General features: G+C 70.8%; 19 protein-coding genes, 1 tRNA gene and 1 riboswitch. Of the genes, 6 read left to right on the forward strand and 14 right to left on the reverse strand.

The genetic code is table 11. The features are described 5' to 3' along the window. The first annotated feature begins 1 nt into the window (after position 1). The 5 genes from DJ010_RS21845 to DJ010_RS16505 all read left to right on the forward strand — a co-directional run bounded on the left by DJ010_RS21845 (position 2) and on the right by DJ010_RS16505 (position 7,226). A complete protein-coding gene (locus tag DJ010_RS21845) occupies positions 2 to 2,080 on the forward strand; it encodes a prolyl oligopeptidase family serine peptidase (protein ID WP_158283041.1) in 2,079 nt (692 codons plus the stop codon). Between the two features lie 78 nt (positions 2,081 to 2,158). Then, positions 2,159 to 3,358 carry an aminomethyl transferase family protein gene (locus DJ010_RS16490; RefSeq protein ID WP_109695773.1) on the forward strand — a complete coding sequence of 400 codons (1,200 nt, stop codon included), beginning with the start codon at positions 2,159 to 2,161 and terminating at the stop codon, positions 3,356 to 3,358. Between the two features lie 9 nt (positions 3,359 to 3,367). Continuing rightward, positions 3,368 to 4,987 (forward strand): phytoene desaturase family protein, encoded by a 1,620-nt coding sequence (locus DJ010_RS16495; RefSeq protein ID WP_109695775.1) that lies wholly within the window; start codon positions 3,368 to 3,370, stop codon positions 4,985 to 4,987. Beyond that, positions 4,987 to 5,547: a cyclodeaminase/cyclohydrolase family protein gene (locus DJ010_RS16500; protein WP_109695777.1), complete on the forward strand. Its 561-nt coding sequence runs from the start codon at positions 4,987 to 4,989 to the stop codon at positions 5,545 to 5,547. Before DJ010_RS16495 ends, DJ010_RS16500 begins: the two co-directional genes overlap by 1 nt. Continuing rightward, complete coding sequence (locus DJ010_RS16505) at positions 5,547 to 7,226, forward strand: formate--tetrahydrofolate ligase (RefSeq protein ID WP_109695778.1); 1,680 nt, start codon at positions 5,547 to 5,549, stop codon at positions 7,224 to 7,226. The genes DJ010_RS16500 and DJ010_RS16505 overlap by 1 nt, the downstream gene beginning before the upstream one ends. Positions 7,227 to 7,228: 2 nt before the next feature. On the opposite strand, the gene DJ010_RS16510 is transcribed toward DJ010_RS16505, so the two are convergent. The 8 genes from DJ010_RS16510 to DJ010_RS16545 all read right to left on the reverse strand — a co-directional run bounded on the left by DJ010_RS16510 (position 7,229) and on the right by DJ010_RS16545 (position 16,445). Next, positions 7,229 to 8,308, reverse strand: a complete 1,080-nt coding sequence (locus DJ010_RS16510) for a TIGR03857 family LLM class F420-dependent oxidoreductase (protein WP_109695780.1) — start codon at positions 8,306 to 8,308, stop codon at positions 7,229 to 7,231. A 49-nt stretch (positions 8,309 to 8,357) separates the two neighbouring features. Continuing rightward, positions 8,358 to 8,957 carry a hypothetical protein gene (locus tag DJ010_RS16515; protein WP_146207379.1) on the reverse strand — a complete coding sequence of 200 codons (600 nt, stop codon included), beginning with the start codon at positions 8,955 to 8,957 and terminating at the stop codon, positions 8,358 to 8,360. 173 nt (positions 8,958 to 9,130) lie between these two features. Next, positions 9,131 to 10,168: a ribonucleotide-diphosphate reductase subunit beta gene (locus DJ010_RS16520; protein WP_109695784.1), complete on the reverse strand. Its 1,038-nt coding sequence runs from the start codon at positions 10,166 to 10,168 to the stop codon at positions 9,131 to 9,133. Further along, a complete protein-coding gene (locus DJ010_RS16525; RefSeq protein ID WP_109695786.1) occupies positions 10,165 to 12,534 on the reverse strand; it encodes a ribonucleoside-diphosphate reductase subunit alpha in 2,370 nt (789 codons plus the stop codon). Before DJ010_RS16525 ends, DJ010_RS16520 begins: the two co-directional genes overlap by 4 nt. Positions 12,535 to 12,630: 96 nt before the next feature. Further along, a riboswitch (cobalamin riboswitch) is annotated at positions 12,631 to 12,843 on the reverse strand. A gap of 122 nt (positions 12,844 to 12,965) precedes the next feature. Next, positions 12,966 to 13,041, reverse strand: a tRNA-Asn gene (locus tag DJ010_RS16530). A 74-nt stretch (positions 13,042 to 13,115) separates the two neighbouring features. Further along, positions 13,116 to 13,613 (reverse strand): hypothetical protein, encoded by a 498-nt coding sequence (locus DJ010_RS16535; RefSeq protein ID WP_146207380.1) that lies wholly within the window; start codon positions 13,611 to 13,613, stop codon positions 13,116 to 13,118. A 9-nt stretch (positions 13,614 to 13,622) separates the two neighbouring features. Then, positions 13,623 to 15,500, reverse strand: a complete 1,878-nt coding sequence (dnaG, locus tag DJ010_RS16540) for a DNA primase (protein WP_109695791.1) — start codon at positions 15,498 to 15,500, stop codon at positions 13,623 to 13,625. Positions 15,501 to 15,533: 33 nt separating this feature from the next. Continuing rightward, positions 15,534 to 16,445, reverse strand: a complete 912-nt coding sequence (locus DJ010_RS16545; RefSeq protein ID WP_170124661.1) for a 2-hydroxyacid dehydrogenase — start codon at positions 16,443 to 16,445, stop codon at positions 15,534 to 15,536. A gap of 46 nt (positions 16,446 to 16,491) precedes the next feature. On the opposite strand from DJ010_RS16545, the gene DJ010_RS16550 reads away from it, so the two are divergent. After that, entirely contained in the window at positions 16,492 to 17,769 is a 1,278-nt protein-coding gene (locus DJ010_RS16550; protein ID WP_245927630.1) for a deoxyguanosinetriphosphate triphosphohydrolase, read from the forward strand. Here the strand turns inward: DJ010_RS16550 and DJ010_RS16555 are convergent. The 6 genes from DJ010_RS16555 to DJ010_RS16580 form a co-directional block, all read right to left on the reverse strand. Continuing rightward, on the reverse strand, positions 17,737 to 18,483 hold the full coding sequence (locus tag DJ010_RS16555; RefSeq protein WP_109695793.1) for a DUF4184 family protein: 747 nt from the start codon (positions 18,481 to 18,483) through the stop codon (positions 17,737 to 17,739). The two genes, DJ010_RS16550 and DJ010_RS16555, sit on opposite strands and share 33 nt — an antisense overlap. Before the next feature lie 11 nt (positions 18,484 to 18,494). Continuing rightward, entirely contained in the window at positions 18,495 to 19,373 is an 879-nt protein-coding gene (locus tag DJ010_RS22940) for a VldE C-terminal domain-containing protein (RefSeq protein ID WP_109695795.1), read from the reverse strand. A gap of 135 nt (positions 19,374 to 19,508) precedes the next feature. Continuing rightward, positions 19,509 to 20,654 (reverse strand): tRNA dihydrouridine synthase DusB, encoded by a 1,146-nt coding sequence (dusB, locus tag DJ010_RS16565; RefSeq protein ID WP_109695797.1) that lies wholly within the window; start codon positions 20,652 to 20,654, stop codon positions 19,509 to 19,511. After that, positions 20,651 to 21,376, reverse strand: a complete 726-nt coding sequence (locus tag DJ010_RS16570; protein WP_109695800.1) for a hypothetical protein — start codon at positions 21,374 to 21,376, stop codon at positions 20,651 to 20,653. Before DJ010_RS16570 ends, dusB begins: the two co-directional genes overlap by 4 nt. Before the next feature lie 58 nt (positions 21,377 to 21,434). Beyond that, positions 21,435 to 22,832, reverse strand: coding sequence for a glycine--tRNA ligase (locus DJ010_RS16575; RefSeq protein WP_109695802.1), 1,398 nt, complete (start codon positions 22,830 to 22,832; stop codon positions 21,435 to 21,437). Between the two features lie 75 nt (positions 22,833 to 22,907). Beyond that, complete coding sequence (locus tag DJ010_RS16580) at positions 22,908 to 23,228, reverse strand: antibiotic biosynthesis monooxygenase family protein (RefSeq protein WP_109695804.1); 321 nt, start codon at positions 23,226 to 23,228, stop codon at positions 22,908 to 22,910. Positions 23,229 to 23,272 lie beyond the last annotated feature (44 nt).

A 23,272-nucleotide genomic window follows, 5' to 3' on the forward strand; every position in this document is an offset into this window, starting at 1 on the left:
CGTGAGCACTCCGCCGCAGGCGCCCCGCGAACCGTACGAGCACACCGAGCACGGGGTGGTGCGCCCGGACCCCTACCACTGGATGCGCAACACCGAGGACCCCAGGCTGCTGGCTCACCTCGAGGCCGAGCGACTCTGGTACGACACCGCCAGCGGACATCTGAACTCCCTCGTCGAGACCTTGCAGTCCGAGATGTTGGGCAGAGTCCCCACTACTGATCGGACAGTCAGTTGGCAACTCCATGGCTGTTCCTACTACACGGTCATGCCTGCCGGAAGAGAACACCCGCAGTTGGTGCGGGAAAAGCACGATTCCGAAGGGGTCGAGGTGCTCCTCGACGTCAACGACCTCGCGGACGACTCGGGCTACGTCGAGCTCGGGCTCGAGGTCGTGAGCCCCGACGGGCGGCTGCTCGCCTACTCGGTGGACCGCACTGGCGACGAGGTCTACGAGCTCAGGTTCCGTGATCTGGCAACCGGCGCGGACCTTCCCGAGGTGGCACCGCGCACCTACTACGGCGGCGCGTGGAGCAGAGGGTCGGACCACTTCTTCTACACCGTCCACGACGAGGCCTACCGCCCGTTCCAGGTGTGGCGGCACGCGCTCGGCACGCCGGTCGCCGACGACGTGCTGGTGCTGGAGGAGCAGGACGAGCGGTTCGAGCTGAACCTACGGGCGACCCGCAGCGGCGCCCTCGTCGTGGTCTGGGCCGAGAGCCGCGACACCCGCGAGGTGTGGGTCGTCGACGCCGCCGACCCGACTGCTCTGCCGCTGTCGGTCGGCGGACGGCGTGGGGGCGTCGAGTACCACGCCGAGCACGTCGTGCTGGCCGACGGCAGCGAGGTGCTGCTGGTCGTCACCAACGACGGTGCAGAGGAGTTCCGGCTGGCCCGCTGCCCGGTCCCCCGCGGGGCGCACCTGGACCACACCGCGTGGTCGCCGGCCCGCGCGGAGCGCCCGCACGAGCGGCTCGAGCGGGTGGACGGGTTCGCCGGGCACGCCGTGCTGAGCTACCGGTCGGAGACCGAGCACCGGCTGCGGGTGCTGCCACTCGACGACCTCGACGGCGAGGGTCTCGTGATCTCCTCGGCGTTCGCATGCGGCGGCGTCCACATCGGTCCGAACGCCGAGTACGACGCCGTGGCGGTCACCGTCGAGGACGAGTCGTACGTCGAGCCGCCGGCGTGGTCGGCCGTCGACCTGGTCAGCGGGGAGCGCACCGAGCTGCTCCGGCGCGAGTCACCCGGGCACGACGCGTCGTCGTACGTCTGCGAGGCCCGGACCTTCCCGGCGCCCGACGGCACCGCCGTGCCGGTCACCCTGGTCCGTCACCGCGACACCGCGCTCGACGGGTCGGCGCCCGCGCTGCTCTACGGGTACGGCGCCTACGAGGCCGTCTACCCCGACCAGGAGTGGGACCCGGCGCTCCCCGCACTGCTGGACCGCGGCGTCGTCTACGCGCACGCCCACGTGCGCGGTGGCGGCGAGGGCGGGCGCCGCTGGTGGCTGGAGGGCCGGCTGGAGCAGAAGCAGAACTCGTTCGGTGACTACGCCGCCGTCGCCGACGGGCTGGCGAGCGGGCTGGTGGACGGCGATCGGATCGCGACCCGGGGGCTGAGCGCCGGCGGCCTGCTGCAGGGCGCGGTGTTCAGCCAGCGGCCGGACCGCTGGCGGGCCGTCGTGGCCGAGGTGCCGTTCGTCGACGTGGTCAGCACGATGCTCGACGCGTCGATCCCGCTGACCGTGACCGAGTGGGACGAGTGGGGCGACCCCCACCGGCGCGCGGACTTCGACTGGATGCGCGCGTACTCGCCGTACGACAACCCGCCCGACGGCCCGCGGCCCGACCTCCTGGTGACCGGCGCCCTGCACGACCCGCGGGTGCTGGTGTTCGAGCCCGCGAAGTGGGTCGCCCGGCTGCGGGAGACCGACCCCGGGTGGTCGCCGCGATGCTTGTTCCGCGTCGAGACCGGCGCCGGGGCGCACGTCGGCCCCGCCGGCAGGTTCGCCCACCTCGGCTACGAGGCCGAGGTGTACGCGTGGGTCCTCGATCGCCTCGACTGTTCGGTCGTCGAGTAGCCCGAGCCGCCAGGCGAGGGCGTATCGAGACGCCGATGCGTACTGACTCGAAGGTCAGTAAGGGTTAGCCTGGCCACGATGATCACGACCACCCCGTTCCACCCGCGCCTGAGCGAGCTGAACTCCCAGGGTCTCTACACCCACTGGCAGGGACAGCTGTCCGCGCTGCGCTACACGCACGCGCCGAAGCACGAGTACTTCGCGGTGCGCAACGCGGTCGGCGTCTTCGACACCTCTCCGCTCTACAAGTACCGGATCACCGGGCCGGACGCGGAGCGGCTGCTGTCCGGCGCGCTGGTGCGCGACATCCGCACCTGCCGGCCGGGACAGGCGCAGTACACCGCGTGGTGCGACGACCGCGGCTACGTGATGCACGACGGGGTGGCCTTCCGCCACTCCCCCGACGACTTCCTCCTCACCGCCGGCCGGCCCGCCCTCTCGTGGTTCCAGGAGCTGGCGACGGCGATGCGGGTGGAGCTCGAGGACGTCACCGGCGCCTACGGGATGCTCGCCGTCCAGGGGCCGCGCTCGCGCGCCGTGCTGGCGGCGCTGATGCCCGAGGCCGAGTCGCTCGCCTACTTCGACCACCTGCCGGCGAAGGTGGCAGGCACGGCGGTGACCTTGTCCCGCACTGGCTACACCGGCGACCTCGGTTTTGAGCTCACCGTCGAGGCCGACAGCGCGGTCGCGGTGCTCGACGCCGTGCTCGAGGCCGGCGCGCCGCACAGCATCCGTCCGTTCGGCGAGGAGGCGCTGATGACGCTGCGCATCGAGGCCGGCCTCCCGCTCGTCGACGTCGAGTGGCACGACGCTCGGCTGGCGATGAGCGACGCTGACTGCGTGACCCCGAGGGAGCTCGGGTTCGGCTGGATGCTCCGAGGCGTCCGCGACGGTTCCCGCCGGTTCGTGGGATCGGAGGCGATCCGGCGCGAGCTGGTCGACGGCACGTCACGCTGGGCCACCACCGGCATCGTGGTCGACGAGGCCGACTGGGACCGGATCCACCGCGAGGTCGGGCTGTTCCCCCCGAAGTCCGAGCACCCGCTGCCCTACGAGTCGATGCTGCTCGACGACGACCGGGCCGAGATCGGCTACTGCACGAGCTTCGTCTACTCGCCCGTGCTCCAGCGCCACATCGGCATCGCCCGGGTCCGTCCGGACCTCGCCGCCGCCGGCACCGAGCTGCGGCTGGAGCTCGCGATCGCCCACCACAACACCACGGTCCGGGTCGCCACGAGCCCGATGCCGTTCTTCGACCCGCCCCGCAAGAAAGGCTGAGTGGAGCGCATGGATCTCGACAAGCTCGATCGCCGGAGGAACTTTGACGCGATCGTCGTCGGTGGTGGTCACAACGGCCTCACCAACGCGGCCTACCTCGGCAAGGCGGGGCTGCGCACGCTCGTGCTCGAAAAGAACGACCTGGTCGGCGGCGCCGCGATAACAGAGCGGGTGAGTGCCGGGACCCTGCCGAGCGGGTTCTCGTTCACCACGTTCTCCTACGCACTCAGCCTGCTGCGGCCGGAGATCATCCACGAGCTCGACCTGGTGAAGCACGGCTTCCTGCCGCTGATGATGCCCTCCTCGTTCCACCCGACGGGTGACGGCGACTACCTGCTGTTCGGCGACGACCACGGCCAGAACCTGCAGGAGGTCCGGCGCCACTCCCCCCGCGACGCCGACGCCTACGAGCGCTACCACCACGACCTCGACGCGGCCTGCCGCGCGGTGCGACCACTGTTCGACAACGCGCCGCCGGACGTCTTCGGCAGCGACCCGGAGGACGCCGTCGACGTGAAGTGGCTGGTCGACCACCTCAGGGGCGTCGACCGCAAGACGATGCACGACGTGGTACGGCTGCTCACCGGCAGCGCGGCCGACTGGCTCGACGACTACTTCGAGCACGAGGCGATCAAGGGCTACCACGCCTCCTCCTCGATCATCGGCTCCAAGGTGGGCCCGATGTCGCCGGGCTCGGCGCTGGTGCTGCTCTTCCACAAGATGGGCGAGCACGACGGGCACCTCGGTTCGTGGTCGTTCCACAAGGGTGGCAACGGCGGGTTCACGCAGGTGCTGGCCCGGGCCGCGGAGGCGTACGGCGCCGAGATCCGCCTCGGGGCGGCCGTGTCCTCGGTCCTCACCGAGAACGGCCGGGCCGTGGGCGTAGCGCTCGAGGACGGGACGGAGCTCCGGGCACCGGTGGTGGTCTCCGCGCTCGACCCCCGACGCACCTTCCTCGACCTCGTCGAGCCGCGCGAGCTGCCGCTCGACCTGGTCGACAACGTGCGGCGGATGAAGTTCCGCGGCGTCTCGGCCAAGGTGAACTTCGCCCTCGACGGGCTGCCGGTGTTCCCGGCGCTGCCGGACACCGTCGACCACTATGGCGGGTTCCTCAACATCGGTCCGACGATCGAGTACGTCGAACGGGCCTTCGACGCCGCGAAGTACGGCTGGTACTCCGAGCAGCCGTTCATCGACGCCGCGATCCAGTCGGTCGTCGACCCCGACATGGCCCCGCCCGGCAAGCACGTCATGTCCTGCTTCGTGCAGTACGCGCCCTACGAGCTGCGCGGCAGCGACTGGACGACCGAGCGCGAGAGCTTCGGCGACAACGCGCAGGCCGTGCTGGAGTCGCACTTCCCCGGCTTCGGCGACCTGGTGCTGCACCGCGAGGTCGTCACGCCCGTCGACATCGAGGCCCGGACCGGGCTGACCGAGGGGAACATCTTCGCCGGCGAGTTCCTGGCCCCGCAGATGTACTTCTTCCGGCCCGCCCCGGGCTGGAGCCAGTACGCGACGCCGATCGAGGGCTACTACCAGTGCGGGTCGGGCACCCACCCGGGCGGCTGCGTGATCGGCGCGCCCGGCAAGCTCGCCAGCAGGCGGATCCTGCGGGACCTGGAGCGCTGATGTCGGGCGAGGAGGACATCCAGGACGGCGGCACGGTCGCCGAGTTCCTCGCCCGCCTCGCCGCCCGCAGCCCGACGCCGGCCGGCGGAGCGGTCGCCGCGCTCTGCACGGCGCAGGCCGCCGCCCTCGTCGCGATGGTGGCGCGCTACTGCGGCACGCCCGACCTCGTCGAGCGCGCCGAACGGCTCGTCGAGAGCGCCCAGCAGCTGGCGGTCGAGGACGAGGCGTCGTTCCAGGTGGTGGCCAACGCCTGGGCGATCCCGCGCGGGGAAGGCGCGGACGACGAGCGACGCGCAGCCATCGGCGAGGCGCTGCTGATGGCGTCGGAGCCCCAGGCCCAGGTCGTCGAGACGGCGGTCGAGGTGCTCGTCCTCATCGACGGGCTCCGGCCCGCCGCGCGGCCCGGGCTGCGGTCCGACCTGGTCGCAGCCGCGGAGGTGGCGCGGGCCGCCTCGGCGATCGCACGGATGAACGTGGAGTCCAACCTGCGCACGGTGCCGGACTCCGAGAGCCGATCGGCGCTGCTGCGCCGGATGGGCGTGACCAAGGGGAGGGACTAGTGCTGTCGGACATCGAGATCGCGGACGCAGCGGAGCTGCGTCCGGTCGTGGACGTGGCGAAGGAGGCGCTGGGGATCGACCCGGCGCACCTGGTGCCCTACGGGCACCACAAGGCGAAGGTCGACCTGGGCTACCTGCAGTCGCTGGACGACCGCCCGCTCGGGAAGCTGATCCTGATGACGGCCATGTCGCCGACGCCGGCCGGTGAGGGCAAGACGACCACCACGGTCGGGCTGGCCGACGCGCTGTCCGCACTCGGGCTCAGCTCGATGGCGTGCCTGCGCGAGCCGTCGATGGGCCCGGTCTTCGGCATGAAGGGCGGCGCGGCCGGGGGCGGCTACGCCCAGGTGGTGCCGATGACCGACATCAACCTTCACTTCACCGGGGACTTCGCCGCGCTCGCAGCGGCGAACAACCTCCTGGCAGCGCTGATCGACAACCACCTCCAGCACGGCAACACGCTGGGCATCGACGTCCGCTCCGTCGACTGGAAACGGGTCCTCGACCTCAACGACCGCGCGCTGCGCGACGTCGTCGTCGGCCTCGGCGGCACCCCCAACGGCTACCCGCGCGAGGACGGCTTCGACATCGTCGTCGCGTCGGAGCTGATGGCGATCTTCTGCCTCACCGAGTCGTGGGCCGACCTCAAGCGGCGGATCGGCGACATCGTCATCGGCTACACCCGGGACAAGACGCCGGTGACCGCCCGCGAGCTCGACGCGCACGGAGCCATGGCGGTGCTGCTGCGCGACGCGCTCGCACCCAACCTGGTGCAGACGCTCGAGCACACGCCGGCGTTCGTGCACGGCGGGCCGTTCGCCAACATCGCGCACGGGTGCAGCTCGGTCGTCGCGACGCGGGCGGCACTGCGGCTGGCCGACTACGTCGTCACCGAGGCCGGCTTCGGCGCCGACCTCGGCGCGGAGAAGTTCGTCGACATCAAGTGTCGCAAGTCCGGGCTGCGCCCCGACGCTGCGGTGGTCGTGGCGACGGTCCGTGCCCTGAAGTTCCACGGCGGCGTCGAGGTGCCCGACCTGGCGAGCGAGGACCTGGGCGCGATCGAGCGCGGGATGGAGAACCTTGCCCGCCACCTGCGCAACGTCCGCGAGGTCTACGGCATCCCGTGCGTGGTCGCGCTCAACCGGTTCCCCGGCGACACCGACGCCGAGGTGGCGCGGGTGGTCGAGCTGGTGGAGGCCCTCGGCGTCCGCACCTATCCCGCCACCCACTTCGCCGACGGCGGCGCGGGCGCGACCGACCTGGCGAACGGGGTCCTGAAGCTGCTCGAGAACGCCGAGGGCCTGAAGTTCTCCTTCACCTATCCCGACGAGCTGCCGCTGAAGGAGAAGGCGGAGACCATCGCGCACCGGCTCTACGGAGCGTCGATCGTCACCTGGGACAACAAGGCCAAGCGGCGGATCGAGCGCCTCGAGAAGGACGGGTACGGCGGGCTTCCGGTCTGCATCGCGAAGACGCAGTACTCCTTCTCGACCGACGCCACGCTGCGCGGCGCCCCGACCGGCCACGACCTGCACGTGCGGGAGGTCCGGCTCTCCGCCGGCGCGGGCTTCGTCGTGCTGGTCTGCGGCGACGTGATGACGATGCCCGGACTTCCCGTCACCCCCGCCGCCGCCCGGATCGACCTGCTCGACGACGGGACCATCGTCGGGCTGTCCTGACGTCAGCGCCTCGTGCGCCCCGGGTTGGCGGGCAGCTCCATCCTTCGGGGGTCGCGGACGTCGCCGTACGCCTCGAGGACGGGCGCCAGCTCGACCGGCGTCGCGCCGTGCAGGATCACGCTGTCGACGCCGGTGGCGAAGGAGTCGGCGACCTGTCGGGCGCACGCGACGCCGGAGCCGCTGATCGCACAGTCCAGCCACTCCTGCGGGATCACCTTCTCTGCGAGGTGCTCGAGCTGGTCGGGCGTCGCAGCCGCGTCGAACGCGCCGGCGAACCCGGTGACCAGCGGGTCCTCGCGGAACCGCCGGAGCGCGGCGGGATCCCAGTCGTTGATGCGGACGAGCAGGTCGCCGTACCCCTGGAGGTACGTCGCCAGCCTGCCGACCGTCTTCTTGAGGACGACGTCGTGCGGGAGCGCGTCGGGGACGACCGCGGTGCAGGCCCAGACGCGGACGGCGGCCGGATCGCGTCCCGCGGCCTCGGCGCCCGCTCGGACGGCAGCCACGCTCCGCGTGACGGCCTCGTCGGTCATGAACGTGTGTAGCACGACGGCGTCTGCGAGCTCGCCCGCCAGCGTCAGCGCCTTCGGGCCGAGCGCCACCATCAGCACGGGGATGTCCTCGGCGATGTCCTCGTCCATCAGGAACAGGTAGGGGTAGCTGCCGGACGGGCCGGTGTGGTCGAACCGCTCCCCTGCCCAGAGCCGACGCTGCACCGCGATCGCGTCGCGCAGCTGGGCGTTGGTGATCCGGGGGACGCCCATGACGTCGAAGAGCGCGTCGAACCCGCGGCCGAGACCGAGCGCGAACCGGCCCTTCGACATCCGGTGCAGCGTGGTCGCCATGGTGGCGGTGATCAGGGCATGCCGGGTGTTGTGGTTGGTCGCCGCCGTGGCGATCCCGAGCGTGCTCGAGGACGCCGCCGCCGCTCCTGCGAGGACGGCGGCGTCCTTGAAGTTGAAGCGCTCGGAGAGGAAGACCGCTCCGAGGCCGAGGCGCTCTGCCTGCTGCACCTCGTCGACGAGCACGCCGGGGTCGGCAGCATGGCCGGCCAGTCCGTAGAAGCCCAGCTCTGGGAACATGGCCGGACGCTAGCCGATGGGCGTGCCCGTCGACGCGGTGCGGTCTCGATCAGATGATGGGCTCCGGCGTGTTGTTGACCTGCAGCACCGGACGGTCGGCGTTGTCCGTGACCCAGATGTGCCGCTCGGCCACGTTGTGACGCAGCCGGATGGCGTCGATCTGCTGGTGCTGCCCGTCGCCCGGCTTGCGGTCGTAGGGCAGGTTCTTCGAGACCTTGATGTTGCTGCCGACGGTGTTGTGGAACAGCGAGATCCGCCCGTCGTTGCGGGTGACCGCGATGTTGTTGCCGACGGTCATCCAGCAGATGAGCACGTTGTGGGAGCGGGTGACCTTGATGTTGTTGCCGGCAGGCGGGTCGATACGGCAGCCGGCCGCGCCGATCTTCACGGTCCCCCGAGATTTGCGGACCATGATGTTGCGGCGGACCTCGGTGTCGAGGATGTAGACGTCGCCCGAGCCGTGGAGGGCCTTGACGTTGCCCCGTACCACGGCGTTCTCCAGGTAGCAGGAGGCGCCCTTGGGAACGGTCACGCTGGCGTAGGTGCCCGTGTAGGGGTCGTTCTTCTGGTTGTCGCAGATCAGCCGGTTGGGTGGGGCGGCCTGTGCGGAGGCGGGCAGAGCGATGCCTGCTGCGGTCATGGTTCCCACGACCATGAGGGCAGCACAAAGTAGACGCTTCATGTCGCTGTCTTTCTCGGGTTGGAGGGAGTCTGACCCACCCGCCGGAGGCCGCCCGAGCACGACGTGGCGGTTGAGCCGTCCGCGCGGTACCCGCCGCCACGTCGTGCATCCGGTATCGGATCCGAGATCTTGGCAGCGGTCTAGAACTCCTCGTCGAACCCGACCGCGCCGGTGACGCCGACCTGGTAGGCCGACACCTTCCGCTCGAAGAAGTTCGAGAGCTCCTGGACGTCCTGGAGCTCCATGAACGCGAGCGGGTTCGTCGAGCCGTAGATCTGGGGCAGGCCGAGGCGCTCCATCCGCCGGTCGGCGACGTACTCCAGGTAGGAGCGCATGTCGGCGGTCGACAGCCCCGCGACACCCTGGCCCAGCAGGTCCTCGGCGAACTGCGCCTCGGCGTCGACGCCCTCCATCAGCATCTCCCGGATCTGCTGCTTCATCGCGTCGTCGAACAGGTCCGGCTCCTCCTCCCGCACCGTGTCGACGACGTCGAACGCGAACGCCATGTGCATCGACTCGTCGCGGAACACCCAGTTGGTCCCGGAGGCGAGCCCGTTGAGGAAGCCGCGGGACCGCAGGAAGTACACGTAGGCGAACGCGCCGTAGAAGAACAGCCCCTCGATGACGGCCGCGAAGCAGATCAGGTTGAGCAGGAAGGCCCGACGGTCGTCCTGCGACACCAGCTCCTGCTTGTCGAAGACCGAGTCGATCCACTTGAAGCAGAAGTCGGCCTTGTGCTTGATCGACGGGATGTTGTCGACGGCGGCGAACGCCTCGTGCCGCTCCTTCTCGTCGGGCACGTAGGTGTCGAGCAGCGTCAGGTAGAACTGCACGTGCACGGCCTCCTCGAAGAGCTGTCGGCTCAGGTAGAGCCTGCCCTCCGGCGAGTTGATGTGCTGGTAGAGGTTGAGCACCAGGTTGTTGGCGACGATCGTGTCGCCGGTCGCGAAGAACGCGACCAAGCGGGACACCAGGTGCCGCTCGGCGTCGCTGAGCCGCTGCAGGTCCTTGAGGTCGGAGTGCAGGTCGACCTCCTCGACGGTCCAGGTGTTCTTGATCGCGTCGCGGTAGCGGTCGTAGAAGTGCGGGTAGCGCATCGGCCGCAGCGTGAGGTTCATGCCGGGGTCGAGCAGCATCTGGGCGCCGGTGCCGGTGGTCGTCGTGGTCGTGGTGGTCATTCGCAGGCCTCGCAGGTCTCGGGGTTCTCGAGCGAGCAGGCGATCGCCGCCTCCGCGCTCACGGTCAGGGTGGTGGGCTCGGCGACGCTCACCGTCGCCTGCTGGATCCGGGTCGCGGGGCGCGACCGGAGGTAGTACGTCGTCTTCAGGCCGGACTGCCAGGCGTAGCGGTACATCGACGACAGCTTCCCGATCGTCGGCCCGGCGATGAACAGGTTGAGCGACTGGCTCTGGTCGACGTACGGCGAGCGCGCGGCCGCGAGGTCGATCAGCGCCTTCTGCGGCAGCTCCCACGCGGTCCGGTAGAGCGCACGGACGTCGGCCGGGATCGCCTCGATGCCCTGGACCGAGCCCTCGGCCTTCTTGATCGCCTCCCGCACCTCCGCGGTCCACAGGCCACGGGACTTGAGCTCGCGGACGAGCGCGGAGTTCACCTGCAGGAACTCTCCGGACAGGGTCTCGCGCTTGAACAGGTTGGACACCTGCGGCTCGATGCACTCGTAGCATCCCGCGATCGACGCGATGGTCGCCGTCGGTGCGATCGCCACGAGCAGCGAGTTGCGCAGGCCGGTCGCCGCGACCCGCTCCCGCAGCTGGTCCCAGCGCTCGGTCTGGGTGGGCGTCACGCCCCACAGGTCGGGCTGCAGCCTGCCTCCTGCCGCCCGGGTCTCCGGGAACGACGGGTGCGCGCCGTGCCGTTCGGCGAGGTCGGCCGACACCTCGAGCGCGGTCAGGTAGATCTCTTCCTGCACCCTGGTGGAGAGCTCCCGGGCGTCCTCGGAGTCGAAGGGCAGCCCGAGCGCGAAGAACGCGTCCTGCAGACCCATCAGGCCGAGGCCGACCGGTCGCCAGCGCGGGTTCGAGCGAGCCGCCTGCTCGCTCGGGTAGTAGTTGATGTCGATCACCCGGTCGAGCAGCGGCACCGCCGTACGGACGGTGGCACGGAGCGCCTCCCAGTCGATGTCCGAGGTGGTCGAGCCCGTCGAGACCACGTGCTGCGCGAGGTTGATCGAGCCCAGGTTGCACACCGCGGTCTCGGCGTCCGAGGAGACCTCGATGATCTCCGTGCACAGGTTGGAGAGGTGCACGACCGGCCCTCCCGGTGAGCCGAGGCCGGTGCCCGTCGCGTCCGTGGTCTGGTTGCACAACCGGTTGGAGGCGTCCTTGAACGTCATCCAGCCGTTGCCGGTCTGCGCCAGCGTCCGCATCATCCGCCCGTAGAGCTCGCGCGCCTTGAGGGTGCGGACCACGGCGCCGTCCTGCTCGAGCTCGCGGTAGCGCCGGTCGAACGCCTCGCCCCACAGGTCGGGCAGCTCCGGCGCGACGTCGGGGTCGATGAGCGACCAGTCCTCGTCGGCCTCGACCCGGCGCATGAACTCGTCAGGGATCCAGTTGGCGAGGTTGAGGTTGTGGGTGCGGCGCGCGTCCTCCCCCGTGTTGTCCCGCAGCTCGAGGAACTCCTCGATGTCGGGGTGCCACGGCTCGAGGTAGACGCACGCGGCCCCCTTGCGCCGGCCGCCCTGGTTGACGGCGGCGACGCTCGCGTCGAGCGTGCGCAGGAACGGCACGATGCCGTTGGACTGGCCGTTGGTCCCCCGGATCAGCGCTCCGCGGGAGCGCACCCGCGAGAACGCCAGCCCGATGCCACCGGCGAACTTCGAGAGCTGCGCGACCTGGGTGTAGCGACTGTAGATCGACTCCAGCTCGTCGCGCGGGCTGTCGACGAGGTAGCAGGACGACATCTGCGTGTGGCGGGTGCCGGAGTTGAAGAGCGTCGGGCTGGACGGCAGGTAGGCCAGGCGCGACATCAGCCGGTAGAACTCGATCGCCTCGGCCGGGTGGTGCGCCAGCCCGCAGGCGACACGGAGCAGGAAGTACTGCGGCGTCTCGACGACCTGGCGGGTGGTGGGGTGGCGGAGCAGGTAGCGGTCGTAGACCGTGCGCAGACCGAAGTACTCGAACCGACGGTCCGCCTCGCCGTCGATCGCGAAGTCGAGCTTGCGGGCGTTGTCCTTCACGAACCGGGCCGTCTCGTCCCCGATGAGCCCCTCCGCATGGCCCAGGGAGACCGACTGGCTGAACGACGCCACGCCCTGGTTGCGGACCTCCTTGTCGATGTAGCCCGCGAGCAGGCGGGCTGCGAGCCGCGAGTACTCGGGCTCCTCGCCGATCAGCTCCGCGGCGGTCTGGATCGACAGCCGGTCGAGCTCGGCGGTCGTCGCGCCGTCGTACAGGCCACTGATCGTGCGCGTCGCGACCCGCATCGGGTCGACGTCCTTCAGGTCGCCGCTGACGCGGTCGACCGCCCGGACGATCTTGTTGACGTCGACGGCCTCGTCGTCGCCGTTCCTCTTGCGAACCTGCATCGTCTCTCTCCTCGCGAGAACGTGTCCGGAAGGCCCGAGGACACGTCGCGAGTGAGCGGCGTCGGCCTTCCCACGAGGCCTCGGACCACCGCGCCCGACGGGTGCGGTGCGCTGGCAGGTCTTCGGACTCGCGGGCACGTCCTCGCGGACGCCTACTGGCCGTCGCTTCCCAGGTCGCCGTGCGACCCAGTGCTGTTGACGGCGGTCGTTCCCACTCACCGCTGCGGGGCAGTCCCGGAGTCACACCGGGTTCCCTCTTGCCTCGACCGGTCTGGCTGACCGGTCGAACCAGCTGCGTTGCACACGATATGTAGGGGCGGCGGCAATTCCTGGGACCACATGTTGTGTCGGCGTGTCCCGAGGAGCTCGCGGTCGCGGAGATGCGGAACGGCCCGCGTCCTGTGTCGCCACAGGTCGCGGGCCGTTCTGTCTGGCTCCCCCGGTTGGACTCGAACCAACAACCCTCCGGTTAACAGCCGAATGCTCTGCCAGTTGAGCTACAGGGGATCGACCGCCGGTCTCGCCGACGGCCCGCACAGGTTAGCAAGGTCACGCCGGGGCGAGAAAATCGGAGGGGTCCCTCAACCGCCGACGTCGCCCCGGGCCAGCGTGAGCGCCTCGTCGACCACCGTCGCGACGGCCGGGTCGTCAGGGTCCAGGCCGGCGTCGTACTCGACGAACCACGCGACGGGGCCGCGCCCGGACGGCGCCCGACGACCCAGGACCCGGGCACCGAGCCGGCCGCGGACGGGCACGTGGCGCTGGACGACCATGCTCGCGGTCACCCGTTCGCGCACCAGCGATAGCAACCGGTCGGCGTCGGTCAGCCGGAGCAGGTGCTCGGGGCGGACCTCGCCGTAGCTGCCGACCTCGACCACGTGGAGCACGCTCTCGTCGGTGTCCCACTCGGCGGTAGCGATCTCCTCCCAGGGCAGTCGGAGCGGCTCCGGGTCGGGCAGGTGGAGGGCGTCGCGGGAGCCACCGACCGTTGCGCCGTCGGCGGTCGCGGCCCAGGCGAGCAGCCGCTCACCGCGGGCCAGCGTGGGCACCCGGGCCTTCCGTCGGTGGTCGAGCCTCACGAGACCCACTCAAGCCCCCACGATCCGGTCGCGGAGGCCACGACGGTGCTGCTCGAGCGCGGCGAGCTCACCGAACATCTTGTTGTACTCCGCCGCCTCGTCCACCGGGTTGGTGCGCTGGAGCCGTGACTTCACCGCCGCGATCCGCCGGAGCGCGGTGAGCTCCAGCAGGCGGAACACGTGCAACCCGACGTACGACGCGTCCGGCTCGCCCCGCGTCGGGATCGGCTCGACCGCGAGTGCGCTCACGGCACTCGCGACCTCGGGGTCGTTCGCGCTGTCACGGACCTTGTTGGCCCAGTCCGCGTCGCCGTCACCGGCGGCCACGCCGCCCGCAGCCTCAACCAACATCCACACGCTGCGGTAGGTCGGGTGGGTGAAGTCGTTGGCGCCGATGTCGGCCGTGGTGCGACCGATGGCGATCGGGTGCTGGAGAACGAGCTTGAGCGTCTCCCGCTCGAGCTTGAAACGCGGGTCGCGCAGGTCCGGCAGCTCCTTGCGCGGCCTCGCCGATACGTCCTCGACGGGCGGGGCGGGACGGTCCCCGTTCTTGGATCTGCGTCCGGAGGCCCGTCGCACCTCGGCGAGAACGGTATTGGTGTCGATGTCCGCGCCGATCATCCTCGAGATCTCTTGTGCGAAGGCGGTCACCTTCGACTGGTCGCGGACGGAGGACACCAGAAGTGCAGCGTCGCGCATCGCGTCGATCCGCCCATCTGCACGGTCGAGGTCGAATTTCCGCACCACGTTGCCGAGGACGAACCGGTAGAGCGGCTGGCGGGTCGCGATCAGCTCGCGCACGGCGGCGTCGTCCTTCTTGATCCGCAGATCGCAAGGGTCCATGCCGTCGGGGGCGATGGCGACGTAGGTCTGCGCGACATACTTCTCATCGCTCTGGAACACCTTGAGCGCCGCCTTCTGCCCGGGCTCATCGCCGTCGAACGTGAAGATGATCTCGCCGCGGAACTCCTCGTGGTCGGCCAGCAGTCTTCGGAGCACCTTCGCGTGCTCGTCGCCGAAGGCCGTGCCACAGGTGGCGACCGCTGTCGTCACGCCGGAGAGGTGGCACGCCATCACGTCGGTGTAGCCCTCGACGACGACCGCCTGCGACGTCCGCGCCATGTCGCGCCGGGCCAGGTCCACGCCGTAGAGCACCTGGCTCTTCTTGTAGATCGGCGTCTCGGGGGTGTTGAGGTACTTCGCCTCGATCTTGTCGTCGTCGAAGATCCGCCGGGCGCCGAAGCCGATCGTGTCGCTGTTGGTCTCCCGGATCGGCCACAGCAGGCGGCCACGGAACCGGTCGTAGGGCCCGCGCCCGACCGCCACCAGCCCGGCGGCGACCACCTCGTCGAGCGTGAACCTCCGGTCTCGCAGGTGCTGCCAGAGGGCGTCGCCGTCGCGCGGCGCGAAGCCGACACCGAAATGCTGGGCCGCCGCCTGGTCGAACCCACGCTGGTCGAGGAACTGCCGGGCCTGGAGCGCCTCCGGCGTGCCGAGCTGGGTGGCGTAGTACTCCTGCGCCACCGCGTGCGCCTCGATCAGCCGTCGCCGCTGCGGGCCCTTGGGCCGGTCCTCGTAGCCGCCCTCCTCCCGGCGCAGCTGAACGCCGTACTTGTCCGCCAGCCGTTCCACCGCCTCGACGAAGGTCAGCCCGTCGATCTTTTGAAGGAAGCCGATGACGTCGCCGCCCTCTCCGCAGCCGAAACAGTAGAATCCGCGGCCTGGGCGCACGTTGAACGACGGGGACTTCTCGTCGTGGAACGGGCACAAGCCCTTGAGTGAACCCCCACCGGCGTTACGGAGCGTGACGTACGCCGAGACGACGTCCTCGATCTTGGCCTTCTCGCGCACCTCGGCGATGTCTTCATCGCGGATCCGGCCGGCCATGCGGCGATCCTAGGCGCAGGCTCCGACGAGGCGTCAGTACTCCCCCACCATCACGTTCGCCAGCGGCTCGCCCGCGGCGAACCGGCGCAGCTGGTCGCGCACCAGCCGGTGGGCGCGCGGCCACATGGCGCTGCTCGCGCCGCCGACGTGGGGCGAGATCAGCAGGTTGGGGGCCTGCCAGAGCGGGTGGTCGGCGGGCAGCGGCTCGGGGTCCACCACGTCGACGGCGGCGGAGATCCGGTCGGTGGCCAGCGCGGCGACCAGGTCGTCGGTCACGACCACCGGTCCGCGGGCGACGTTGACGAGCAGCGCGCCGTCCTTCATCCGCGAGAGGAACGAGCTGTCGACCAGCCCACGGGTCTCGGTCGTCAGCGGGACGATCAGGATGACGACGTCGGCCTCCGGCAGCAGCGCCGGCAGCTCGTCGATCCCGTGCACCCCGTCGCGGGCCGTCCGCGCGACCGGGACGACATCGGCCTCGAACGGCGTCAGCCGGGCGTGGACGGCCCGCCCGACGGCGCCGTACCCGACGACGAGGACCCGCTTGTCCGCCAGCGCCGGCCGCCATCCGGGCGTCCACTCGTGCCGACCCTGGGCGCGGACGAAGGCGGGGATCCCGCGCAGCGAGGCCAGGGTGAGGGTCAACGCGAGCTCGGCGGTCGAGGCGTCGTGGATGCCGCGCCCGTTGCAGAGGGTCACGCCCTCCGGGATGCGGTCGCGGATGTTGTCGACGCCGGCCGTGAGCGTCTGCACGACCCGGACGCTGGTCATCTGCCCGATGACCTCGGCCAGCCGTGGCCCGACCTGGTAGGGCGGCACGTAGAACGCGACCTCGCCGACCGAGTCGGGCACCTCGACGGTCGGGTCGACCACCTCGTAGCGAAGGCCGGCAGGGGCGTCACCGAGCAGCGCCGGCTCGAACGGCAGCCAGACCAGTGCACTCACGGTCCGCGAGCCTACGCGTCCGGGGACGGGCGGTAGTGTCCCGCCGGTGGAGCCGGTGCACGCTGTCGAGGAGCGGTACGGCGAGGCCGATCGCGAGCGGATCGTCCCCGAGCCGCCGAAGCGGGTCGACGCGCCGGAGCGCAAGCCGTTCGAGCGCGACCGCGCCCGCGTCGTCCACGCCGCGTCCTTCCGCCGGCTGGCGGCGAAGACCCAGGTGGTCGGGCCGCAGAGCGACGACTTCGTGCGCAACCGGCTCACCCACAGCCTCGAGGTCGCCCAGATCGCCCGTGACCTCTCCCGCGCCCTCGGCACCCACCCCGACATCGCCGAGACGGCCGCGCTGGCCCACGACCTCGGGCACCCGCCGTTCGGTCACAACGGCGAGCGTGCGCTCCACCGGCTCGCGGCCGGTTGCGGCGGGTTCGAGGGCAACGCGCAGACCCTGCGGCTGCTGACCCGGCTGGAGGCGAAGTCCATGGACGATGCCGGCGCCTCCGTCGGGCTCAACCTGACCCGCGCGACGCTCGACGCGTGCACGAAGTACCCCTGGCCGTTGGCCGACGCGCCCGTGCCCGGCGGCGTGCACAGCGACGGGATGACGCGAGAGGGCGCGAAGTTCGGGGTGTACGACGACGACCGGCCCGCCTTCGACTGGCTGCGCACCGGCGCTCCGGACGGTCGGCGCTGCGTCGAGGCTCAGGTCATGGACCTGGCCGACGACGTCGCCTACTCCGTGCACGACGTCGAGGACGGCACCGTCGCCGGCCGGATCGACCTCACCCAGCTCGACCGTCCGGCGGTCTGGGAGACGGTGCGGGCGTGGTACGCCCCGGACGCGACCGACGACGAGCTCGACGAGGTGCTCGACCGGCTGCAGCGGGTCGGCAGCTGGCCGCGCTCGTCGTACGACGGCACCCGGGCCAGCCTGGCGGCGCTGAAGAACCTCACGAGCGACCTCATCGGCAGGTTCTGCGGCGCGGTCCAGCAGGCGACGTTCGCCGCGAGCGACGGCCCGTTCGTCCGCTACCAGGCCGACCTGGTCATCCCGGACGACACCTGGACGGAGATCACCGCACTCAAGGGCATCGCGGCCCACTACGTGATGCAGGCTGACGACCGGGTCGCCCTGCAGGCCCGTCAGCGCGAGCTCCTGGCCGAGCTGGTCGCGATGCTGCTCGACCGCGCCCCGGACGAGCTCGACGAGGCCTTCCTCGGCGACTGGCGCGCTGCAGCGGACGACGGCGCCCGGCTGCGCGTCGTCATCGACCAGGTCGCGTCGTTGACCGACGCCTCAGCGCTGAGCTGGCACGCGCGGCTGACGTAGCCGCACCGCCTGCCACACCGCGCACGTCGCCGCGCCGAGGAGTACCACCGCCGTGAGGCTGTCCACGACCCCGTTGAACGCCATCACGTGGAACCCCTCCGGCACGCTGCGGACCGTGGACACGACCCCGATGCCGAGCGAGGCGAGGACCACTGCCGGGAGCGTCGGGGCGGGCAGCGCCCGCGCCCTGCGCGGCTCGGCCAGCGGCGGGAGCGAGCGCAGGTGCGCGACCACCGCCCAGACCACGATGGCCATGCCGACGACGCCGGAGACGTACTGCGCCCACCGCAGGCCCTCGAGCCCGGCGTGCTCCGCCCGCAGCCACTCGATGTGGTCCGGCCCCCACCGGCCCGGGTGCGTGAAGGAGTCCCAGGCCAGGTGGGTCGCGGCGCCGACGGCGCCGCCGACCGGCACGAGCAGCCACTGACGCGTGGTCAGCCGGGCTCGCTCCGCCAGTCGCGCCCGCACCGGCCCGGGCGCCAGGTCGACGGCCGCGTCCCGGACCAGCAGGAACCACCCCAGCAGCACGCCGGTCACCACGACCGGGTCGATGAGGAGGATGCCGACCAGGCTGTGCGTGGCGTCGTACCCCGCGATCCACCAGACGAACAGCGGGATGTCGGGCACCATCGCGCCCGCGACCATCGCGCTCACGGGCAGCCCGATCCGCCGGAGCGGCAGGATCGCCGCGGGATGGGCGAGGGTGACCGGCACCGGGCTCGGTGTCAGTAGGTCGTGACGTGCACGTGGTCGTAGTGGTTGGCGGTGGCGGACCCGCGGTCCTCCATGCCCCGCCAGCCCTCGCTCGAGCGCTCGACCGACCAGATCTGCTGGGAGTAGATGAGGTAGCTGACGCCGAGGTCGGCGTAGTGCTCCCGGACGAACTCGGCCACCTGCCAGCCGCGGTCGCCGGACACCATGATGTCGACGGCGATGCCCTGGGAGTGCTCGCCGTCACTGCGGAAGGTGCCGTAGACCGTGATCTCCGGGAACGCCGCGCAGACGGCCTCGTGGACCTTCTTGATGTTCGGGCTGACCGCCGCGGGCACCGAGGTGCCGTTGGTGCACTCGCCGCCGAGGGCGAAGGGCTTCTCGGCGCTGAGGTAGCCGGCCGTGACCCAGCGGGCCTCGCCGTCCAGCACGATCTCCTCGCGGCCCTTCATGGTGCGACCGGTGACCAGGACCTTCTCGGCGCTCTCGATCTCGCCGATCTTCTTGGCCTTGGCGTCCGGGCGCGTCCAGAGGTTGAGCGTCGTGGTCGTCCAGAGCCGCTTGTCGGCCTGCTTGACCGCGGTCGACACGGCCTTGGGCGTGAGCAGCTTCTCGACCGGGCTGAGCACCATGGCCGGCGCCTTCTCGGCGGACTCGCCGCGCGAGGCGCCGGACTCACGCGACACCACGCCGAGCGGGCGGTCGCGGTCACGGTCACCCGTGCCGGCGGCGGCGACGGAGAGGTCGGCCGACAGGAGGTCGGGGGCGGGGGCGGACCCGGCGACGCCGGCCGAGACGGCCGCACCGGTCGCGAGGACTGCCAGGGGGGCCGCGATGAGCGCTGCCCGAGGGGTGCGTCGCGCGGTTTCCCGCTTGTGGCGATGTGTTGCCACGCGCTGAATTCCTTTGCTTTCGCTTTCAATGACAGTGCCCGGGCCACCGTAGCGGCGCCAGGCACGAACGTCGACTAAACCACGGCACTTTTGCTGAATCCGAATCCTCGCACCGTGCTCGGAGGGTGTTTCCCGTCACCCTCCGGTCGTCTCGTCGACCGACTCCTGCAGGTGGCAGTCGCTGCCGTCGGCGTCGTCCAGCCACCCCTCGGGAAGCACCACCCGGCTCCGCGGCGACCCCTGGCGGCCCCGCGGGGCACCCAGCTCGGACACCGGGAACGGCTCGCCCGGGTCCAGGTCGGCGAGCAGCCGGTCGAGGTCGGCCAGCGTCGAGACCAGGCCCAGCGAGCGTCGCATCTCCCCGCCGGCGCCGAACCCCTTGAGGTACCACGTCACGTGCTTGCGGAACTCCTTGCAGCCGCGCTCCTCCCCCATGTGCTCCACCAGCAGCTCGGCGTGGCGACGCATCATCGCCGCCACCTCGCCGAGGGTCGGGAGCGTGGTCTCGACAGGCTCGACCGACGACGGGCCCCGGAAGGCAGCGGCGAGGTCGCGGAACAGCCACGGCCGGCCGAGGCAGCCGCGGCCGACGACCACGCCCGCGGCGCCGGTCTGCTCGACCATCCGGACCGCGTCCGCGGCCTCCCAGATGTCGCCGTTGCCGAGCACGGGGATGTCGACGTGGTCGACCAGCTGCGCGATGGCGTCCCAGTCGGCGGCGCCGGAGTAGGCCTGCGCCACGGTGCGCCCGTGCAGCGCGATCGCCGCGCACCCGGCCTCCTGGGCGATCCGGCCGGCGTCGAGGTAGGTGAGGTGATCGTCGTCGAGCCCCTTCCGGGTCTTCATCGTCACGGGCACGCCGTACGGCGTCGCGGCGGCGACCGCCGACTCGAGGATGCGCGCGAGCAGTCCCCGCTTCCACGGCAGCGCGCCCCCACCGCCCTTGCGGGTCACCTTCGGCACCGGGCAGCCGAAGTTGAGGTCGATGTGCGCGACGCCGTACTCGGCGCAGAGGATCTCCGCGGCCTTGCCGACGTAGACCGGGTCGGTGCCGTAGAGCTGCACCGAGCGCACCTGCTCGAGGTCGTCGAAGACCAGCATCCGCTTGGTGGTGGCGTCCCCCTCGACCAGCCCACGGCTGGTGATCATCTCGCACACGTAGAGGCCGGCTCCGTGCTCCGCACAGAGCCGGCGGTAGGCGGCGTTGGTGATCCCCGCCATCGGCGCCAGCACGACCGGCGTCCCGATGTGCAGCGGCCCCAGCTGCAGGCCCGTCGTCATCCGCGCTGCTCGTTCCCCGGCTTCTTGGCGCGCTTCTTCTCGTCCTTCTTCGGCTTCTCGATCTCGGTGATCTCGCCGGTCCACGTGATGGGCGCGAGGTCGCCGACCGGGTCGAACGCCGCGGACATGAACGGCTCGACCTGCGGCAGCAGGTAGACGAAGCACAGGTCGGCCGTCTTGCCGGCCTTCAGCCGCTTCGGCAGCTTGCCGCCGGGGCACGGCTCGAACGTCTCGTCGCGGAAGTCCAGCGGCTCGTAGAGGCTCGATCCCCCGGCCAGCGCGTACAGCGGCACCAGCAGCCCGCCGACCGGCGCGTCGCCGACGTTGGTCGCCGTCACGTGGACGAAGTACGGCGTCTGCCCCTTCATCTGCTTGGTGACGACCCAGCCCTCGAACGACTCCTTGAACGACGTCTCGTCGATCCGGTCGACGGTCAGGTCGAGCGCCACCACGGCGTCCTGGCGCGGCTCCCACGCGACCGATGCCGTCTCGGTCAGCCCGAGGTCGGTGCCCGGCTCGGTGAGCGTGACGCTGCTCGGCACCGTCAGGTAGTCGGTCGGGGCCGCGCTGGTCGTCTCGGTGGCGGTCGTCCCGGTCGTCGGCTCGTCCGCCTCGGCCTGGTCGCCGCCGTCGTCGCTGCAGCCGGCGAGCGCCCCCAGCGCGAGCACACCAGCGAGCGCCGTCGCACCGGCGCGCATCGACAGCGAGGAGACAGTGGTCACGTGGTCATTGTGGCAGTAGTGGCGTGCTGGGAGGCGTGCGTCGCCGGAGAGGACCGGCTCAGCAGCCGACGAAGCGCTGGGCGAAGTACGCCGTGAGCTGGTCGAGAGCGACCCGCTCCTGGGCCATGCTGTCCCGTTCGCGCACGGTGACCGCGTGGTCGTCGAGCGTCTCGAAGTCCACCGTCACGCAGTACGGCGTACCGATCTCGTCCTGGCGCCGGTAGCGGCGGCCGATCGCGCCCGAGTCGTCGAAGTCGACGGTCCACGACCGGCGCAGCTCGGCGGCCACGTCCTTGGCCTTCGGCGTGAGGTCGGCGTTGCGCGAGAGCGGTAGCACAGCCACCTTGACCGGCGCCAGGCGCGGGTCGAGACGGAGCACGGTGCGCTTGTCGACGCCGCCCTTGGTGTTGGGCGCCTCGTCCTCGGAGTAGGCGTCGACGAGGAACGTCATCAGGCTGCGCGACAAGCCGGCGGCCGGCTCGATGACGTAGGGCACGTAGCGCTCGCCCGCGGCCTGGTCGAAGTAGCTGAGGTCCTGGCCGGACGCCTCGGCGTGGGTCGAGAGGTCGAAGTCCGTGCGGTTGGCGATGCCCTCGAGCTCGCCCCACTCCGAGCCCGCGAACCGGAAGCGGTACTCGATGTCGACGGTGCGCTTGGAGTAGTGGGAGAGCTTCTCCTTCGGGTGCTCGTAGTGGCGCAGGTTGTCCTTGTTCACCCCGAGGTCGACGTACCACTGCGTGCGGTTGTCGATCCAGTACTGGTGCCATTCCTCGTCCTCGCCCGGCTTGACGAAGAACTCCATCTCCATCTGCTCGAACTCACGGGTGCGGAAGATGAAGTTGCCCGGCGTGATCTCGTTGCGGAAGCTCTTGCCGACCTGGGCGATGCCGAACGGCGGCTTCATCCGGCTCGACGTCAGCACGTTGGCGAAGTTGAGGAAGATGCCCTGGGCGGTCTCGGGGCGCAGGTAGTGCAGGCCGGACTCGTCCTCGAGCACGCCGAGGTAGGTCTTGAGCAGGCCCGAGAACTGGCGCGGCTCGGTCCAGGCGCCGCGGGTGCCGCAGTTGGGGCACGCGAGGGTGGCGAGGTCGACCGAGTCGGGGTCGTCGAGGCCCTTCTTCTCGGCGTACTCCTCCTGCAGGTGGTCGGCCCGGAACCGCTTGTGGCACGACTGGCACTCGGTCAGCGGGTCGGAGAAGGTCGCGACGTGGCCGCTGGCCTCCCAGGTCTGGCGCGGCAGGATCACCGAGGAGTCGAGACCCACCACGTCGTCGCGCATCTGCACCATGGACTTCCACCACTGGCGCTTGATGTTGTCCTTGAGCTCCACGCCCAGGGGGCCGTAGTCCCACGCGGACCGGGTGCCGCCGTAGATCTCGCCGCACGGGTAGACGAAACCTCGGCGCTTCGCGAGGGAGACGACCTGGTCGACGGCGGACGGCGGGGGCTTGGCCACGGTGGTTCCTTCTTCAGGGGGCGCTCCGCCGGCTGCGGAGCGCTCTTTTCTCGCTGGTCGAGCTTGTCGAGACCCTTAGGTTACGCGGGCCTGCTGGACGTTCAGAACCGAGCTCGGGCCCACCACTTCATAGGCGCTCGGCTCGTCCAGCGCGCGGCTCAGCGTGGGCACGGCGCTGAGCTTGACGTCGTACGTCGACAGCGCGCGGCGGTAGGCGCCGACGGACTCCCAGCGCGTGGTCAGCACCCACAGCGACGGGTCGTCGAGGTTGCGCCCGATCTCGCCCGCGAGATAGCCGCGCTGGGCGGCGAGGGTCTCGTGGGCGAGAGTGAGGTCGGCGCGGAAGACGTCCTCCGACGCGCCCTCCGGAAGCCGGAACCGGTTGACGACGAGCACCGGACGAGCGTAGCGATCCGCCCCGGTTTGACGGTCGCCCCCCG

Source organism: Nocardioides silvaticus (assembly GCF_003160695.1).
GTDB lineage: Bacteria > Actinomycetota > Actinomycetes > Propionibacteriales > Nocardioidaceae > Nocardioides > Nocardioides silvaticus.